This window comes from Clostridium sp. HCP1S3_C6, from assembly GCF_052066735.1.
In the GTDB taxonomy this organism is placed as follows: Bacteria; Bacillota; Clostridia; order Clostridiales; family Clostridiaceae; genus Clostridium.
Genome location: NZ_JBQHRN010000009.1, coordinates 56,977 through 73,832, shown reverse-complemented (window position 1 = coordinate 73,832; position 16,856 = coordinate 56,977). Strand labels below are relative to the sequence as shown.

At 28.6% G+C, this 16,856-nt stretch carries 19 protein-coding genes; 3 read left to right on the top strand and 16 right to left on the bottom strand.

The features are described from left to right. Window positions 1-147 precede the first annotated feature (147 nt). From ACTNAO_RS05065 to cwlD, 4 genes are all read right to left on the bottom strand, one after another. The gene (locus tag ACTNAO_RS05065; protein WP_441026907.1) at window positions 148-858 is read right to left on the bottom strand and encodes a tetratricopeptide repeat protein; all 711 of its coding nucleotides are present in this window, start codon (window positions 856-858) and stop codon (window positions 148-150) included. Window positions 859-874: 16 nt separating this feature from the next. Further along, window positions 875-1,432 carry a Fe-S-containing hydro-lyase gene (locus tag ACTNAO_RS05060; RefSeq protein ID WP_441026905.1) on the bottom strand — a complete coding sequence of 186 codons (558 nt, stop codon included), beginning with the start codon at window positions 1,430-1,432 and terminating at the stop codon, window positions 875-877. An 11-nt stretch (window positions 1,433-1,443) separates the two neighbouring features. Then, complete coding sequence (locus ACTNAO_RS05055; protein ID WP_441026903.1) at window positions 1,444-2,286, bottom strand: fumarate hydratase; 843 nt, start codon at window positions 2,284-2,286, stop codon at window positions 1,444-1,446. A gap of 262 nt (window positions 2,287-2,548) precedes the next feature. After that, window positions 2,549-3,202 carry an N-acetylmuramoyl-L-alanine amidase CwlD gene (gene cwlD, locus ACTNAO_RS05050; protein WP_441026946.1) on the bottom strand — a complete coding sequence of 218 codons (654 nt, stop codon included), beginning with the start codon at window positions 3,200-3,202 and terminating at the stop codon, window positions 2,549-2,551. Between the two features lie 169 nt (window positions 3,203-3,371). On the opposite strand from cwlD, the gene ACTNAO_RS05045 reads away from it, so the two are divergent. Next, on the top strand, window positions 3,372-3,695 hold the full coding sequence (locus tag ACTNAO_RS05045; RefSeq protein WP_441026901.1) for a hypothetical protein: 324 nt from the start codon (window positions 3,372-3,374) through the stop codon (window positions 3,693-3,695). A 135-nt stretch (window positions 3,696-3,830) separates the two neighbouring features. Here the strand turns inward: ACTNAO_RS05045 and ACTNAO_RS05040 are convergent, their stop codons facing one another. The 4 genes from ACTNAO_RS05040 to ACTNAO_RS05025 all read right to left on the bottom strand — a co-directional run bounded on the left by ACTNAO_RS05040 (window position 3,831) and on the right by ACTNAO_RS05025 (window position 7,641). Beyond that, window positions 3,831-4,904 carry a 4Fe-4S dicluster domain-containing protein gene (locus ACTNAO_RS05040; protein ID WP_441026899.1) on the bottom strand — a complete coding sequence of 358 codons (1,074 nt, stop codon included), beginning with the start codon at window positions 4,902-4,904 and terminating at the stop codon, window positions 3,831-3,833. A gap of 25 nt (window positions 4,905-4,929) precedes the next feature. Next, the gene (locus ACTNAO_RS05035) at window positions 4,930-5,289 is read right to left on the bottom strand and encodes a hypothetical protein (protein WP_441026897.1); all 360 of its coding nucleotides are present in this window, start codon (window positions 5,287-5,289) and stop codon (window positions 4,930-4,932) included. Further along, on the bottom strand, window positions 5,279-6,598 hold the full coding sequence (yjeM, locus tag ACTNAO_RS05030; protein WP_441026895.1) for a glutamate/gamma-aminobutyrate family transporter YjeM: 1,320 nt from the start codon (window positions 6,596-6,598) through the stop codon (window positions 5,279-5,281). The genes ACTNAO_RS05035 and yjeM overlap by 11 nt, the downstream gene beginning before the upstream one ends. Before the next feature lie 119 nt (window positions 6,599-6,717). Beyond that, a complete protein-coding gene (locus ACTNAO_RS05025; RefSeq protein ID WP_441026893.1) occupies window positions 6,718-7,641 on the bottom strand; it encodes an exonuclease domain-containing protein in 924 nt (307 codons plus the stop codon). 171 nt (window positions 7,642-7,812) lie between these two features. Between ACTNAO_RS05025 and ACTNAO_RS05020 the strand changes: the two genes are divergently transcribed. Beyond that, window positions 7,813-8,127 (top strand): YbjQ family protein, encoded by a 315-nt coding sequence (locus ACTNAO_RS05020; RefSeq protein ID WP_441026891.1) that lies wholly within the window; start codon window positions 7,813-7,815, stop codon window positions 8,125-8,127. Between the two features lie 11 nt (window positions 8,128-8,138). After that, entirely contained in the window at window positions 8,139-8,282 is a 144-nt protein-coding gene (locus ACTNAO_RS05015) for a hypothetical protein (protein ID WP_441026889.1), read from the top strand. A 79-nt stretch (window positions 8,283-8,361) separates the two neighbouring features. Here ACTNAO_RS05015 and argC read toward each other — a convergent pair whose 3' ends face one another. The 8 genes from argC to ACTNAO_RS04975 all read right to left on the bottom strand — a co-directional run bounded on the left by argC (window position 8,362) and on the right by ACTNAO_RS04975 (window position 16,710). Continuing rightward, entirely contained in the window at window positions 8,362-9,309 is a 948-nt protein-coding gene (gene argC, locus ACTNAO_RS05010; protein WP_441026887.1) for an N-acetyl-gamma-glutamyl-phosphate reductase, read from the bottom strand. Window positions 9,310-9,408: 99 nt separating this feature from the next. Further along, a complete protein-coding gene (locus ACTNAO_RS05005) occupies window positions 9,409-9,558 on the bottom strand; it encodes a FeoB-associated Cys-rich membrane protein (RefSeq protein WP_441026885.1) in 150 nt (49 codons plus the stop codon). 12 nt (window positions 9,559-9,570) lie between these two features. Further along, on the bottom strand, window positions 9,571-11,934 hold the full coding sequence (gene feoB, locus ACTNAO_RS05000) for a ferrous iron transport protein B (RefSeq protein ID WP_441026883.1): 2,364 nt from the start codon (window positions 11,932-11,934) through the stop codon (window positions 9,571-9,573). 158 nt (window positions 11,935-12,092) lie between these two features. Further along, window positions 12,093-12,710, bottom strand: coding sequence for a TetR/AcrR family transcriptional regulator (locus tag ACTNAO_RS04995; RefSeq protein WP_441026881.1), 618 nt, complete (start codon window positions 12,708-12,710; stop codon window positions 12,093-12,095). A gap of 14 nt (window positions 12,711-12,724) precedes the next feature. Beyond that, window positions 12,725-13,510, bottom strand: coding sequence for an ABC transporter permease subunit (locus tag ACTNAO_RS04990; protein ID WP_441026879.1), 786 nt, complete (start codon window positions 13,508-13,510; stop codon window positions 12,725-12,727). 1 nt (window position 13,511) lies between these two features. Beyond that, a complete protein-coding gene (locus ACTNAO_RS04985; protein ID WP_441026876.1) occupies window positions 13,512-14,393 on the bottom strand; it encodes an ATP-binding cassette domain-containing protein in 882 nt (293 codons plus the stop codon). A 222-nt stretch (window positions 14,394-14,615) separates the two neighbouring features. Next, on the bottom strand, window positions 14,616-15,110 hold the full coding sequence (locus ACTNAO_RS04980; protein WP_441026874.1) for a GNAT family N-acetyltransferase: 495 nt from the start codon (window positions 15,108-15,110) through the stop codon (window positions 14,616-14,618). A 127-nt stretch (window positions 15,111-15,237) separates the two neighbouring features. Continuing rightward, a complete protein-coding gene (locus ACTNAO_RS04975) occupies window positions 15,238-16,710 on the bottom strand; it encodes a protein adenylyltransferase SelO (protein WP_441026872.1) in 1,473 nt (490 codons plus the stop codon). Between the last annotated feature and the right edge of the window lie 146 nt (window positions 16,711-16,856).

Below are 16,856 nucleotides of genomic sequence, written 5' to 3'. Positions count from 1 at the left end.
ACCTCTCTTTTGCTAATAATAAAAATAGGCTATTTCAAAATAAATTACTAATTTTGAAATAGCCTTATAAATAATTTTTTGCTACATTAATAGACATAATTATTACTACGAATATTAGTGCAATAAAATGTATTTTTCATGTATATATTACTTTATAACATCTTGAAATTTTTTATCTCCACTTATAGGATCAAAATCCTGCTCATTTCTTGCATTTTCCTTTAAAGCATTTTTATCTGCATCAGTTGGTGCAGCTGAAAGGGCAAGATTTAAGTTATTTACAGCATCATCTACAGCTCCTTTTCTACCATAAATAGATGCTTTTCCATAATAACTCCACATATATTTTTCAACTTCAAGTGCCTTATCATACCATTGTAAAGCTTCATCAAATTTTTCATTTAATTCATATAATAGTGCCTTATTGAATCTTCCATATCCATAATCAGCCTTTATTCCAAGCGCCTTGTCAATATCTGCCATGCCAGCATCAAAATTACCAGCATAACCTTCTGATATTCCTTTTAATGTATATCCCTTATAACTATCACTAAATTCATTTATTAAATCATCAGCGGCCTTAATGGCTTCATCATACTGACCACTATGAAATAAATTATATGCATTATTATAAAGTTCTTCTTCTCTTTGTTTCTTTTGTCTTTCTTCTTCAGCTATTCTTGCTTCTTCCTCTTCTTTTGCAATTCTTTCTTGTTCCTGCTGCTCCTCTTGTGCTTTTAAATCTGCTGCCTTTTTATTGTCAATGGCAGTTTTACCTATTACTAATACTGCAATCACCACTAATATTGCTAAAATAAAAGTTTTAACCTTAGGTGACCCTGGAAGTTTAATTCTCATAACTTAAAAAACCTCTCTATTTATAATTTTCTAAATAATCTTTTTTACCTGTTTCGTATAAATTATTACCATTAGAATCTATAATAACAACTAATGGCATATCACAAACTTCAATTCTTCTTATAGCTTCTGCTCCTAAATCTTCATATGCAATAACTTCTGATTTCACTATACTTTTGCCTATTAGGGCTGCTGCACCGCCAATTGCTCCAAAGTATATTGCTTTATTTCTTACAATTGCATCAATTACTTCTTGATTTCTTGCACCTTTTCCTATCATTCCCTTTAAGCCTAAATCTAAAAGTCTAGGAGCATATGGATCCATTCTATAACTAGTAGTTGGCCCTGCTGAACCTATTACTTGTCCTGGTTTTGCTGGACTTGGGCCTACATAATATATAACTTGATCTTTTATTTCTAGTGGTAATTTTTCATTTTTATCTAAAAGTTCTATTAATCTTTTATGGGCTGCATCTCTTCCTGTATATAAAACTCCTGATAATAACACAGTATCACCAGATTTTAATTTTTTAACTTTATCTTCTGTTAAAGGTGTTGTAAGTTTAATTTCCATAAGTATACCCCCTATAATATTCTTTCCTTATGTCTAGTTGCATGGCAATTAATATTAACAGCAACTGGCAATCCTGCAATGTGTGTAGGATAAGTTTCAATATTTAATCCAAGGGCAGTAGTTTTACCACCAAATCCTTGTGGTCCTATTCCAAGTTCATTTATTTTTTGCAATAATTCTTCTTCAAGATTTTTATAAAATTCTTGTTTGTTGCTTGTATTAATAGGTCTAAGAAGCGCCTTCTTAGCTAAATATGCTGCTTTATCAAAAGTACCTCCTATTCCTACTCCCACTACCATTGGTGGACATGGATTAGGTCCTGCAAGCTTTACTGTTTCAATTATAAATTTTTTAACTCCTTCAAGTCCATCTGCTGGTTTAAGCATTCCTATTCTACTCATATTTTCTGAGCCAAATCCCTTAGGTGCTAATGTAATTTTTACTCTATCTCCTGCAACTATATCATAATAAATAATAGCTGGTGTATTATCTTTTGTATTTACTCTATCTATTGGATCCTTAACAACTGATTTTCTTAAATAACCTTCTGTATATCCCCTTCTAACACCTTCATTAATTGCATCTTCTAAAAGGCCACCTGTTATATGCACATCTTGACCTATTTCTAAAAATACACAAGCCATTCCTGTGTCTTGACACATTGGCATCTTCTCTTTCTCGGCAATTTCATCATTTAGTAATATTTTATCTAAAACATCTTCTGCTATTTTATAAGGTTCTTCTTCCTTTGATTTTTTAAGAGCCTCTTTTATATCGTTTCCAATGTAATAATTAGCTTCAATGCATAAATCCCTAACTGCATTTTCAATTTCTTTTACTTGTATTTCTCTCACTTAAAAAACCTCCAAGTATTATGTTAAGCATATTTAATTATGCTATACTTATAGTTTAAAATTTTTAAGTAATTTTTACAAGTAAAATTGTAAATTTTATCATACTTTTTTGTTAAGTAATTTATTCTCATATTTGGCTTAATTACTCAATGTAATCTTATACACTATTGCCTTATCATATTGGTGGGTACTAAAAGCCCCACCTTTGTAGTTATAATTTTGTTTTAGTAAAATACTAATTAAACCCATTTTTAAAATAAAATTATATTTCAAAGCCAAAATATTCATTAATTCCATTAACTATACCTTGAACAATTTTGTCTTGATAGTCATCATCTTTTAATTTTTGTTCCTCATTATAATTAGATATAAAGCCACATTCAAGTATAATTGCAGGTGCTTCATAACCATCTCTTAAAATTTTATATTGCTTTTTAGCAGCTTTAGGCACTCTTTTGTTGCCATTATCAATAACATCTTTTAAAGAATTTTGAATACACAAAGCAAATCTTTCACTATCTTTATAATCTGAATACCATGCTTGAGCACCAAAACACTTAGTATTTTGAAATTTATTTTGATGAATAGATATAAATGCATCACATTTAGTTTCCTTTTTCATATTGCATCGTGCTTCTAAGTCTGCTTTTTTATTAGGTTTTAATTCAGTGTCATCTTCACGAGTCATATATACCTTATATCCTTTATCTTGAAGCTTGTTTTTGAGTTTAAGACTTATACTTAAATTAATTTCTTTTTCATTTGTGCCAGATTTAGATTTTGCACCACCATCTGAACCACCATGACCTGGATCTATTAAAATTATTTTTTTATACGAATCACTATTTTCCTCTGCAAATGCCAATTTTGCATTTAATACAATAAATAAAATCATAGATAATAATATTTCTAACATAATAAAACTAATAATTTTGTTTTTATTTTTTAATAACACATATACCACATCCATAAAATTAGTCATAAATATTATGCATTATTTATTATTATTTTATACTTAATTATTTCTTTATTTTATATTTTAATGTATAATTTTATTAAATAAGTATAAAGGAGGAAATGCTATAATGAATAATAATCAATATGGTAATAACCCAAATAATTATCAAAATAATCAATTTAACACTCAAAATAATGGATATAATAATTATAATGTTCCACAATCAGCAGATCCAAAACCTTTAATTTTTGGAATATTGGCATTTTTAGGTATACTTATACCACTAGCTGGTTATGGCTTTGGAATAGCTGCCTTAGTAATATCAATAAAAGGTAAAAAAAATCCATATAATAAGTACAATACTGCAGGAATAGTTCTTTCTATTATTGCATTAATTATTTCTGTAATAAATCATATAATTGGTGCTATGATGATAGCTAACATTCTTTAATATTGCCAATATAACAAAATGTATTGCTATTTACACATGCAAATAGCAATACATCTTAATCTTTCATATGAAATGTTTTAACCGTCATTATATTTTTTAATTCCCTTTCTACTATATGAACTAAATTCAACAAATTTATCCTACACTTTGGATTATCCTCATTGTGTTTTTAGATGCTCTGCAAAAATAAGAACATGTACCACACATAATACAATTATCTATACTATATCTTTTTAAATCTTCTGCATTTCCACTATCAATAGCCTTTATTATTTCATGTACATCAACACCCATAGGGCATTTTCTAGTGCATCCACCACATCCTTTGCATTTTTCATCATCATTAAATATAGCTGCCTCTCCAAAAGCAATAAAATTATCTTCTAATGATATTTTTGTATTTAGTGATGCATCATGCGATTCCATAGCACCCATTCCTATATATATTTTTTCAGAGCTTTCATATGAAATATTAGTTTTTGATAATATTTCACCTACAGTTTGTCCAATTTCTACTTTAGCAACTTCACCCATTCCATTATTTAAATTACCTACAGTTATATATCTAGTTTTATTACTTTTTTCCTTATAAAATGCTTCATAAATTGAATATACTGTTTGAATGTTCATAACAAGTATGCCTTTATCTGCTGGTACTTCATCTTTACCTATATCTATTCCTAAAAGATATTTTATTAATATTTTTTCTGCCCCCATAGGATATTTTGAAGGTATATTTTCTTTTGATGCAATTATTACATTATTAAAATTAATGCACTTTTGTAAAACTTCAATTCCTTCTTTTACTTCTTTAATAAGATTTTTTAAAATATAGCTATCATGCAATAAACCTGGATCACAAGCTACTGCATTTACAATTAGGTATTTTTCATTTGCATTAGATTCTAATACACTTTTTATTTTATTAATTTCTGGGAATCCAGAACCACTAAGACCTCTTATATCTTTTGATGAAATTTTATCTAATATTTGTGCAGATGAATATTTATTTATATCAAACGAAATTTCTTTATCATCTTTAGTGGAACAATCAATGAACCTTTCATCATAATTTTCTAAAACTTTACCAAGCTTTGCTTTTGGATATTTTAATTTTATCTTTTTATTTGCTTTTAAATAATCTTTTTGAATTTTCTTTAATTGTTTATTCTTTCTTATAAATTTTTTTGAAATCAGTAGTTTACCCATAATAATTACCCCTTTCTAATATAAATTAATTTAAATATATTTTCATAAAATTTTTTGTATGTTCTTTTAATAATTTTTCATAATTATACTTATCTCTTACTGTATGTAACATAAAAAATGGTGAATATAATTCCATTGCCATAACAACTGCATTATTTCTTTTTATAATATTAGCTTCCATAAGATTTTCAAATACTTTTGCTTGATTATTAATTGGCATATCAATAAATAATTCTTTATAAATTTTACTTATTTCTGGATTTTTAAATTGTTCTATAATAAGCATCTGCCTAAACTTTACTACCCATTCATCCTCTGTTTGAAATTTAAACATAGACATGCACATATTTACAAAATTATCTTTTTCACATCTACTATAATCCACAAAAATAAGCAAAGGTTTTATTTTTAAAGATTATAAAAGGCTTATGTATTAAATCGTTTTTCTTAAAAAATATAAAAGAAGTTGCTAAGAACACAGTAGGAATAGTCATTGCTACATTACTCATCAAAATTAAATAATCCAAAAAAACCGCTGCAGTATCTCCACCAAATGAAGCAACAATAATTATAAGAACAACTAATACACACTGTATCCACATAGCATAAACAGGCATTTCATTTTCATTAGTCACTGTTAATTTATCTGGCCATATTTCCTTTGGTGTTCCTTCTATTAATTGCTTAAGTGGCGAATATATTAAAGTAAAAAATGCTCCAATTAAAGCTAAAAACATTGCTAGTCCAATGTACCTTGCAAACCATGTTCCAATAATAAGCGAAACTTCATTTGATGCTCCAAATACATTTCCAAGCTGTACTCCTAAATTCCTTATGACAACATAAGATACATTTGCCATACCCACATCCTTGGAACTTAAAACACTATCCCAATTAGTACATAATCCAACCATTAGAATTCCTATGGAATATCCAACAGCAATAACTAATGCAGATATTTTTATTCCTAGCGGGAAATTATGTTGTGAATTTTCAGTTTTATCAACAAGACCACCTACAGTTTCTAAGCCACCATAGGCAAATATTGCATAAACTAGAAATGCAAATATAGAGAGTAATGAGGTATATGAGATATTAGGAGAATTAAAGAATGACCTAAAGCTCATATTTTCCATAGGCTTAAATCCATTTAATAAAAACACTGTTAATGCCCCAACAATTAACACTACATTTGCACTTGTAACAAAGAATCCACCAACAGATGCAATTTTTGAAATACTCTTTAATCCTTGCATAGATAAGTATGTAATTGCAATAACAAGCATAGCTCCAAGAACGGCTAATGTTTTAGGAGCATTTAAACCCAAAAGACTCCATTCACTAGTTTTATCACTTCCAAAAATCAAATTAGATAATGGAATCCAAATTGATAATGATACAGAAACCATCCAAACTATGTAAGAAGAAAACCACATAAATGTTCCAACAAATGCAAACTTAGGATTCATGGATTTTTCCATCCATGCATATATTCCTTTTTCTTCTTTAAAGGCAGCTCCATATTCTGCCATCATAAATGCATAAGGAATAAAAAATCCAATTGCTCCAAATAAGTACCATGGAATTGCTGAATATCCCATTAAATAAAATGCTCTAGGTATATTATTAAAACCAAAAACAGAAGTAAATATCATTAAAATTAGCGCTGTTAATGTCATTTTTTTACTTTTCATATATTGTGCCTCACTATTTCATAATATTATTTATGATTATTGTGCACAATTTTATATAATATATTCAAAAAAGCTGTCATAATAATACATCCTTCATCAAATAGACAAAGGATGTATCATTATGGTAATCTTATTTTTTGTAAAAATTCGTCTTCATTTATTAACTTTATATTTTGTCCTCTTTCATTAAGAATAGTTGTACGCCTTAGCTTTGTGCTCATTTCATTTAAGTCAAGATTTAACCCTTTCATGTTAGTTACAAGAATAGTGGTCTTTTTAGTTACTGAACTTCCTACAATGCCACTTGCTTTTCTAACCATCATTATTGCTTCATCTCTTGACATACAAGAAAGCTTTCCTGTAAATACCACTACTTCATCCTTAAATGCACTTCCATTGATTTTGTAAGAATCTTCTGCATTATTCTTAAAAATCTTATTAGAGGTTTTATATATTCTACCCTTTGATGATGAAGGTTTATATCCTTGATTATTTACGTTTCCTATTGTTACACCTACAAGTTTTGAAATTTCATTTATGTCAGTAGTATTTAATTCCTTTGAAATATTAATAAGTATATTACCGCAAGCTAGTGCATCTGCCAAGGCATCATGATGATTAAACTTATATCCTAATAATTTATTAACTGTATTAAGCCTTGCATTATCAAGATTTTTATAAAAATTGCGTGAAAGCTTCATTGTACATATGTATGAAAAAGATGGCATTTCTATATTATAAGTGCTTAAAGTATTTCTAAGTACTGAAATATCAAATGATGCATTATGTGCTATAACAAGGGTATTATCAAAATACCTTTTGATTTTTTCCCAAACCTTATCAAACTCTAATTCATCCTTTACCATAGCAGGTCTTATGCCATGAATCCCTATATTTATAGGCGTAAATCGCATTTCCTTAGGCTTAATAAGGTGATAAATTTTTTCTATTACTTTGCCACCCTTTACAACCACTATTCCTATTGAACAAGGACTATTTCTTTTTTCATTTGCTGTTTCAAAATCTATCGCTATAAAATCCATATATTTCTCCTAACATATTTATAATTGAGTATTATATCACTTATAATTATCAACATAAATTAAATTTGTAAATATATTAATAATTAATTTGTAAATTATACATATAATTGTATTTTATTGATATAATAATTTTGTATATTATACAATATTTATTAGGGGGATGATTATTTTATGTTAGTACTTACAATTGATAATGTACCAGGTAAACAAATAAAAGAAGTTAAAGGATTAGTTAAAGGAAGCACAGTAAGATGTAAAAATGTTGGTAAAGATATTATGGCGGGCTTTAAAAATCTTGTAGGTGGAGAAATGGGAGCATATAATGATATGCTTATTGAAGCAAGGCAAATAGCCATTGGAAGAATGGTTGATGAAGCCCAAAGCTTAGGTGCAAATGCCATTATAGGCATGAGACTTGCATCTTCAGCTATTGCAGCAGGTGCCGCTGAAATAGTTGCTTATGGTACTGCTGTTGTTATAGAATAGAGGTTGATTTCATGGAAATTTTCGCAATACTTATTGGTTTATTCTACCTTATATGTTTTTTAGGCGCTATTATACTATTAATTTGGACAATTAATAAAAGGCGCAAGGAAAAGAAAAAAGAAAAAGAAGATTTCAAAGATTATGATAAATATTAACAAAACAGAATATCAAAGTATATAACAAATTTAAAAGCTTTCTATGAAAACAAATCATAGAAAGCTTTTTTATTAATTATTAAAGATTAAGACCTTTATCTTCTTCGCATCCAAGAACAATATTTAAACATTGAATAGCTGCACCAGATGCTCCTTTTCCTAAATTATCAAAACGAGATGACACAAGTATTCTATCTTCATTACCAGTTACAAATATTTGAAGACCATCCCAACCTGAACATCCATTTCCACCAAGGAAGTTTCTACTTTCTTCCTCTGCACCAAATGGCATTACCTTTATAAATTTTTCATCTTTGTAAAATTCAGTAAAGAATTTATGTATCTTTTCTGGTGTTTGTTTTCCCTTTAACATATTTGCATATAAAGGAAGTGAAACTACCATACCACTATAATAATCAGCAACTATTGGCGAAAATAGAGGTTCTTTAGAAAGTCCTGTTATTTTTTTCATTTCCTTAAGATGTTTATGTTTTTGACTTAAAGCATATTCTCTAGGTGATTTTAATTCTTCTATACGTTCATCTGCTTCGTATTCTGCAATCATATTTTTTCCACCACCACTATATCCAGTTAATGAAAAACTTGCTATAGGATAATCTTTAGGTAAGATATTTCCTGCTATCAATGGATAAACTAATGATATAAATCCAGTAGCATGACATCCAGGTACTGCTATACGTTTTCCATTTTTAATTGCATCTCTATGAGATTTTGAAAGTTCAGGGAATCCATATGCCCAGCCTTCTTCTGTTCTATGAGCTGTTGATGTGTCAATAATAGTAACATTATCATTTGTAACAAGTGAAACTGATTCTCTTGCAGCATCATCTGGCAAACAAAGAAATGTTATATCAGATTCATTAATAAGTCTCTTTCTTTCATTAATATCTTTTCTAAGTTCATCAGATATTTGCATTAATTCTATATCATCACGATTTTGAAATCTTTCATGTATCCTAAGTCCAGTTGTTCCTGCACTACCATCTATAAATATTTTTGTTTTCACAAATAAATCCCCCTTCTAGTATATTTATGTATAAAAATTCATCAAATTTTGTAATTATACATCAATTATACATCGTTATAAATATATGTCAAATTAAACCTACTTCTTCTTGCAACATTTTTTAGATGTGCAGCTACTACAACTATTGCAACAGCTACAACCATTTTTTTGCTTTTTAAAAATATGTTTAACAGCTATAATAAACCATAAAATAACTAATATAAGGATAAGTATACTTAAAAAATCCATAAATAAGTCTCCTTATGATATTCCTATCATTTTACCAATTACATTCACAAAAAATGCTACTATCCAAGCTATTATACACTGCATTAGTATAACATATACAGACCATTTTGCACCAAGTTCACGTCTTACTGATGCAATAGCTGCAACACATGGTGTATAAAGTAATGAAAATATTAAAAATACAAATGCACTAAATGGACTAAATAATGTTGATATAGATTCTGTTGATCCCCCAAGAAGTACTGCAAGAGTACTTACGACACTTTCCTTTGCTGTAAATCCTGTAATAAGAGCTGTTGATACTCTCCAATCTCCAAATCCAAGAGGAGAAAAAATTGGTGCTATAATACTTCCAAGAAGTGCAAGCAAACTATTTTCTGAATCAGCTACAGGATTAAGTCTTGTATCAAAACTTTGTAAGAACCATATAATAATTGATGCTACAAATATAATTGTAAATGCCTTTGATATAAAATCTTTTGCCTTGTCAATAATTAATTTGTATACACTCTTTGCACTTGGAAGACGATAATTAGGAAGTTCCATAACAAAAGGTACTGGTTCCCCTTTAAATTTAGTAAATTTAAGTATAAGTGCAAATAAAATAGCTACAATAATTCCTATAATATATAAACTTATCATTACAAGTGCTCCATGCTTTGGAAAAAATGCTGCAGTAAATAAAGCATATATAGGAAGCTTAGCCGAACAACTCATAAAGGGTGTAAGTATAATTGTCATTTTTCTATCTCTTTCAGATGGAAGTGTTCTTGTTGACATAATGGCAGGAACTGAACATCCAAAACCAATAAGCATAGGTACAAAACTACGTCCAGAAAGACCTATTTTTCTTAAAAGCTTATCCATAACAAAAGCAACTCTTGCCATATAACCACTATCTTCTAATATTGATAAGAAGAAAAACAAAACAACTATAATAGGTAAAAAGCTAAGTACACTACCTACACCAGAAAAAATACCATCAATAACAAGAGAATGAACTATTGGATTAATTCCATAAGCTGTAAGGGCCCTATCGCACAAATCTGTAAAACAACTTATTCCCACATCCATAACATCTGATAAAGCGCTTCCTATTACACCAAATGTTAAAAAGAATATAATAGCCATTATTCCTAAAAAGGCTGGAATTGCTGTGTATTTGCCTGTAAGTATTTTATCAATAGCCTGACTTCTTTTATGCTCTTTACTTTCATGAGGTTTCACAACAGTTTCATCACACAACTTTTCTATAAATGTAAATCTCATATCTGCAAGAGCAGCTTGTCTATCTTTGCCACTTTCCTGTTCCATTTGAATTATAATATGTTCTAATGTTTCTTTTTCATTCTCATCAAGCTTTAAGGCATCAAGAATCAATTCATCAGATTCTACAAGCTTTGTAGCTGCAAATCTTACTGGTATTTTTGCTCTTTTAGCATGATCTTCGATTAAATGGACAATTGCATGAATACAACGATGAATTGCTGCTGTATTTTCATCATTATCATCACAAAAATCAGTTCTGCCAGGACATTCTCTAAATTTTGCCACGTGAATAGCATGATCAATAAGTTCATCTATACCTTCATTTTTACCTGCTGATATAGGAATAACTGGTATTCCAAGCATAGCTTCAAGCTTATTAATCATAATAGTTCCACCATTTTCCCTAACTTCGTCCATCATATTAAGGGCAAGAACCATTGGAATATTTAATTCTATAAGCTGCATTGTAAGATACAAATTTCTTTCTATATTAGTTGCATCAATAATGTTTATTATTCCTTTAGGCCTATCTTTAATTAAAAACTCTCTAGTAACTATTTCTTCGCTTGTATAAGGAGATAATGAATATATTCCTGGCAAATCAGTAACATTTGTATTAGGGTTATTTATTATACTTCCATCCTTACGATCTACAGTAACTCCTGGAAAATTACCTACATGCTGATTCATACCTGTTAATCTGTTAAATAAAGTTGTCTTACCACAGTTTTGGTTTCCAGCAAGAGCAAAGGTAATCATCTCATCTTCTAAAATTTCATCTCCATGTCTTTTTACATGGTACTTCTTTGTAACTTCTCCCACTTTAGGATGGCTTGTCAAATCACTTTTACTCTTTCTTTCCTTTTCGTGAGATTCATCAAATATTTTAGATAAAGTTATACATTTAGCATCATCTTTTCTAAGAGTAAGCTCATAACCACGAACCCTTATTTCTAAAGGATCACCCATTGGTGCTACCTTTACTAATTTAACCTCTGTACCTGGAGTTAATCCCATATCTAAAATATGCTTTCTTAAAGATATTTCCTCACAATTTACTGATTCTATTATGGCACTTTTACCAATTGGTAATTGTGATAAATCCATTATTTTCTTCACCTCAATTAACTTATAGTTTACAACTGAATAACTTTTCTCATCCCGTTTATGGATTTATTATAACACCTATCACTATTCTTTGCAATTGAATATTATTTTCATTTAGTTTAATTAACTAAAAAATAATAAGGATAGCATAACTATCCTTATTTATACACAGCCTCACGAATAACATTAATATAACTAAGTGTATCATTATACACCCAATCAATATCATTAACCATAAGTTCAAAACTCCCTTTATATTTTCTTATATATTTATCTTGAAGTCCTTGAGAAATAAACATTAATGTTTCATATACTTTATTAATATCTGTTCCCTCTTTAAATTTTGAATAATCAATACCATCTGTAAAGATCTTTTGCATGATACCATAATAATATTGTATTTTATCATTTATATATTTTTTTATATTTTTATCTTCAATTTTCATACACTCTACTAAAACAGTACTTTCTCTTGTATATTTCATAGAAATTTCAGCCTTAACCTTTGTAAGTTGTGCTATTCTATCAAACATATCATTTGAAAGATCATCAATATTCTTAAATATATTTTTGTCTAATGTATCAATTGCTCTATCTACTACATAAATATATAAATTAGCTTTACTTTCAAAATACTTAAATAATGCCCCTTTAGAAATACCTGACTCTTTTACTATAGAATTAGTAGAACCAATTTCATATCCGTTTTTAGAAAATTCATTTAATGCAGATTCATATATTTTATCTTTTTTATTATCTGGTACTTTTATATCCATAATTCCACCTTAATTTAAAAATCCTTTTTGTTATAATAAATGCACCCAACTATTACTGATACTATCATTATAGCAAACATTATTATTAAATTGATAGGTTCAATATATTTATCCCCTGCCACAACATTTGTACTTACATAGTCAAAAAGACTTATTCTCTTTAAAAAGTCTAATTTATCACTTAATCCTCTAATAATTGAGATCATGTAAAATGCACAAACTATTCCAATAGAAAGGCTTACGGCCTGCCTGTTCTTTTTTATAAATGAAGCAATACCAAAGCATAATGAACCAAAAGTTAAATGCAATATACATGGTGCAAATGCCATAAGATAAATTGCCTTTGTGCTATAATTATCCTCTCCAAAAATTAATGCTCCTAAAATAGTAGCTGCTGCAATAAACATATTCATAATAAGTGTAATAATAATAAGTGCAATAAATTTTGAAAAGAATATTTCAAACCTGTTATAAGGCTTACACATTAAATATTCTATTGAACCTTCATCTTCTTCCCTTACTAAAGTGCTTGCACCAAGGTAAGCTATATACATGCTTCCCATTAATATAACTATAATATACCCTTCTGAATAAGTAGCTTCTAAACTTCCAATAGCAATTGAATTCATTCCAAAGGCTTTAAGCATACTCTCTGGCATAAGTTCTAAGGATTGTGACATTTCAGTTCCCATTGAATCAAATAAAAATGCCATAAAAAATATTGTTAATGAAAGAGCTAGTGTCCACATAACTAATCCCTTTATGTTATTTTTAATTACTCTCATAATTATATTAAACATATTACTCATCTCCCTCATAATATTTTAAGAATATTTCCTCTAAGGATGGATCTTCAATATTTATATCCTCAATATCAATTTCACTTAATTTTTTTACTAGCTCATTCATTTCACCACTAAATTTAAATGATATATTATTCTTATCTTTTTTATAATCATATACACCTTTAAAACTTTTAAGTTCATTAGATTTACTTATTAAATTTACTTTCTTTAAATTAATTTTATTAATACTATGAACATCTTCAATTTTAATAAGTTTTCCTTCCTTAACTATTCCAACTCTGTCGCATAACCTTTGCACTTCTGTTAATATATGTGCAGAATAGACTATTGTCTTACCCTTAGCCTTAAGCTCTTCTAATATTTTAAAAAATTCTTCCTGAACTAATGGATCAAGTCCACCTGTAGCTTCATCTAATATTAATAGTTCTCCTCCTGATATAATTGCATCAATTATTCCAACTTTCTTTTTGTTACCATAAGATAAATCTTCTATTCTCTTTTCTAAATCTAAATTAAGCCTATTTGCATATTCTACTATAGAAATATCATTACTTTTATAAAGCTTCTTTGAATAACTTAATAGATCTTTCACCTTCATATTGTTATAAAAATTACACTCTGATGGTAAGTATCCAATATAACTTTTTATCTCTTTCTCATTGTTATCAATAGATTTAGAAAGAACCTTTATATCACCACTTGTTTTTCTTACTATACCAAGTATAGATTTTATTGTAGTTGACTTACCCGCTCCGTTAGGTCCTATAAGTCCAAATACTTCTCCCTTTCTTACACTAAAGCTTATGTCATTTACTCCTCTGCTTTTTCCATAGTTTTTTACTAAATTTCTTACTTCAAGCACAACATCATTACCCATACAAATCACCCCTTACCTTTTTTGACCATATGGTCATTTAAATTATACTACTTTTATGACCAAGTGGTCAACATATTTATATTAACTTTTATAAAAATGTGGCTATGGCACTAAAAATTGTGTGATGTTTTTTCTATGCAAAAAAATAAATCCCATCCTTTAAAAAGAAATGAGATTTATAGTAAACTATTAATATGGAAAAAATTACCTTTCTTAAAATTACTAAACCATCTCTTTTTCAAGAATGTAATTTTCTTCATATTTATCCTTGGGATTTTCAATTCTTACAATTTTAAATCCACACTTATTAACATAGAAGTTATGATTTCTTTTAGAAAATCCAGGCGTATCTGTTGACCATTTTACTGTATCTGAATACATCTTTTCCACTAACCTCCAAACATACAATCCATATCCACAATTCTGGTATTCAGGATCAATAAATATATTTCCTAAATAATTTTCTTTGTTATCATTAATAAACACATTTAAACCACCAATTAATTTTCCATCTAGCAATATCTTAAATCCCTCAGCCCCGCCATTTAGATACCATTTTCTTATGAAATCACCATTATCATAACCTGGAGGCCCTCCAACTTCCTTACCTAAATGTATTCTTGTATCTTCATCAAAAGACCTTTTCATTATCTTTGTCATATCCAAAACGTCTTTATAACTTACTGGCACTAATGTAAGCTTAGTATTCTTATCCATATTTCTTCTCTCCTTTAAATATTTTACTATATAATTATTATCTTTTAAAAGAAAGAAACTGTACACCAACTTATATGTTCTATTAAAAAAACATGTGCAACTTAAAGTTGCGTAATATTATATATTTTTATGTTCCGCAATAAGTTTTATATCTACAGTCTGATTTTTTTGGAAGTTCTTTATAATATTCATGTTCTTTAGAATGCTCATATGGCTTTGAAAGTGCAGCTAAGAGTTTTTGCATAACACTATAATCATTATACTTTTCTGCAGCTTCTAATGCTTCTTCTACTCTATGGTTACGTGGAATTACCCAAGGATTACTATCTTTCATAAGCTTTATAGAATCCTCTTCTGATTCATCTTGCCTTTTTAATCTTTGTTTCCATAAATCATACCAGTTTTTAAAATCTTCTTTTTTAAATAACTCTAAATTCTTTATGGTATCAAAAGTTAAATCTATAAAAGTATTTGTATAATCTACTTTATATTTATTCATTAAATTTAAAAGCTTTTGAATTAAAGCTTCATCTTCATCTTCTTTGTTAAATATTCCAAGTTTTTTTCTCATTCCAGAAAGCCAATTTTCTTTAAAGATATCATAAAATTTTGAAACTTCACTATTTGCTATTCTTAAAGCTTCATCTTCATCCTCACTTAAAAGTGGCAAAAGAGTTTCAGCAAATCTTGCAAGGTTCCATGCTGCCATGTTTGGCTGATTACCATAAGCATATCTTCCCTCAGTATCTATAGAACTAAATACAGTTTCAGGATTATATGTATTCATAAATGCACAAGGTCCATAATCTATTGTTTCTCCGCAAATTGATACATTATCAGTATTCATTACACCATGAATAAAACCTACAAGTTGCCACTTTGATATGAGCTGTGCTTGATTTTTAATAACTTCTTTAAGTAAAAAAAGATATGGATTGTTTATATTATCTTTTTCAAAATGTCTTTCTAAAGTATAATCTGCTAACTTTTTTATATCTTTTACTGTACCCCAGTTTGCAATATATTCAAATGTTCCAACACGTATATGACTTTTAGCTACTCTAGTTAAAATTGCACCAGGCAAAAATTTATCACGCATTATTAATTCACCTGTAGTAACTACAGCAAGGCTTCTAGTTGTACTAATACCTAGCCCATGCATTGCCTCACTTATAATATATTCTCTTAGCATTGGTTTAAGCACAGCTTTCCCATCTCCACCTCTAGAATACAATGTTTTACCTGAACCTTTAAGCTGAATATCAAATCTTTTACCTTCCTTAGTTACATGTTCTCCAAGAAGTACTGCTCTTCCATCACCAAGCATTGTAAAATACCCAAATTGATGCCCTGCATAAGCCTCAGAAATTGGAATAGAACCCTCAGGAATCTTATTTCCTGAAAATATATCTACTCCAATCTTACCATTTAATTCTTTGGGATTTAAACCTAGAGATTTTATTAAAGGAAGATTTATAGCAACAATTTTAGGTGAAGGCACATTACTTGGATTCTGTTTAGAAAAAAATACCTTTGGAAGGCTTGCATAAGTATTTTCTATCTTAAAACTGGTCTTAACTACCTCTTTTATTTTACTCATTCCTTTTCATCTCCTAACTAATATAAATCTTTATTAGTTTATCTTTTTAAGTTTTTTCTATTCTGATTACAAATAAAGTTACAATACAAAAAGCACATCATTCTATAAACAATGACATGCTTTTTTATATTTATATATATCAAATT

Coding starts and splice junctions, on each gene's coding strand:
- ACTNAO_RS05065 (WP_441026907.1), bottom strand. CDS start 858: ATGAGAATTAAACTTCCAGGGTCACCTAAGGTTAAAACTTTTATTTTA.
- ACTNAO_RS05060 (WP_441026905.1), bottom strand. CDS start 1,432: ATGGAAATTAAACTTACAACACCTTTAACAGAAGATAAAGTTAAAAAA.
- cwlD (WP_441026946.1), bottom strand. CDS start 3,202: ATGTTAGAAATATTATTATCTATGATTTTATTTATTGTATTAAATGCA.
- ACTNAO_RS05045 (WP_441026901.1), top strand. CDS start 3,372: ATGAATAATAATCAATATGGTAATAACCCAAATAATTATCAAAATAAT.
- ACTNAO_RS05040 (WP_441026899.1), bottom strand. CDS start 4,904: ATGGGTAAACTACTGATTTCAAAAAAATTTATAAGAAAGAATAAACAA.
- yjeM (WP_441026895.1), bottom strand. CDS start 6,598: ATGAAAAGTAAAAAAATGACATTAACAGCGCTAATTTTAATGATATTT.
- ACTNAO_RS05025 (WP_441026893.1), bottom strand. CDS start 7,641: ATGGATTTTATAGCGATAGATTTTGAAACAGCAAATGAAAAAAGAAAT.
- ACTNAO_RS05020 (WP_441026891.1), top strand. CDS start 7,813: ATGTTAGTACTTACAATTGATAATGTACCAGGTAAACAAATAAAAGAA.
- ACTNAO_RS05015 (WP_441026889.1), top strand. CDS start 8,139: ATGGAAATTTTCGCAATACTTATTGGTTTATTCTACCTTATATGTTTT.
- ACTNAO_RS05005 (WP_441026885.1), bottom strand. CDS start 9,558: ATGGATTTTTTAAGTATACTTATCCTTATATTAGTTATTTTATGGTTT.
- feoB (WP_441026883.1), bottom strand. CDS start 11,934: ATGGATTTATCACAATTACCAATTGGTAAAAGTGCCATAATAGAATCA.
- ACTNAO_RS04995 (WP_441026881.1), bottom strand. CDS start 12,710: ATGGATATAAAAGTACCAGATAATAAAAAAGATAAAATATATGAATCT.
- ACTNAO_RS04990 (WP_441026879.1), bottom strand. CDS start 13,510: ATGTTTAATATAATTATGAGAGTAATTAAAAATAACATAAAGGGATTA.
- ACTNAO_RS04985 (WP_441026876.1), bottom strand. CDS start 14,393: ATGGGTAATGATGTTGTGCTTGAAGTAAGAAATTTAGTAAAAAACTAT.
- ACTNAO_RS04980 (WP_441026874.1), bottom strand. CDS start 15,110: ATGGATAAGAATACTAAGCTTACATTAGTGCCAGTAAGTTATAAAGAC.
- ACTNAO_RS04975 (WP_441026872.1), bottom strand. CDS start 16,710: ATGAGTAAAATAAAAGAGGTAGTTAAGACCAGTTTTAAGATAGAAAAT.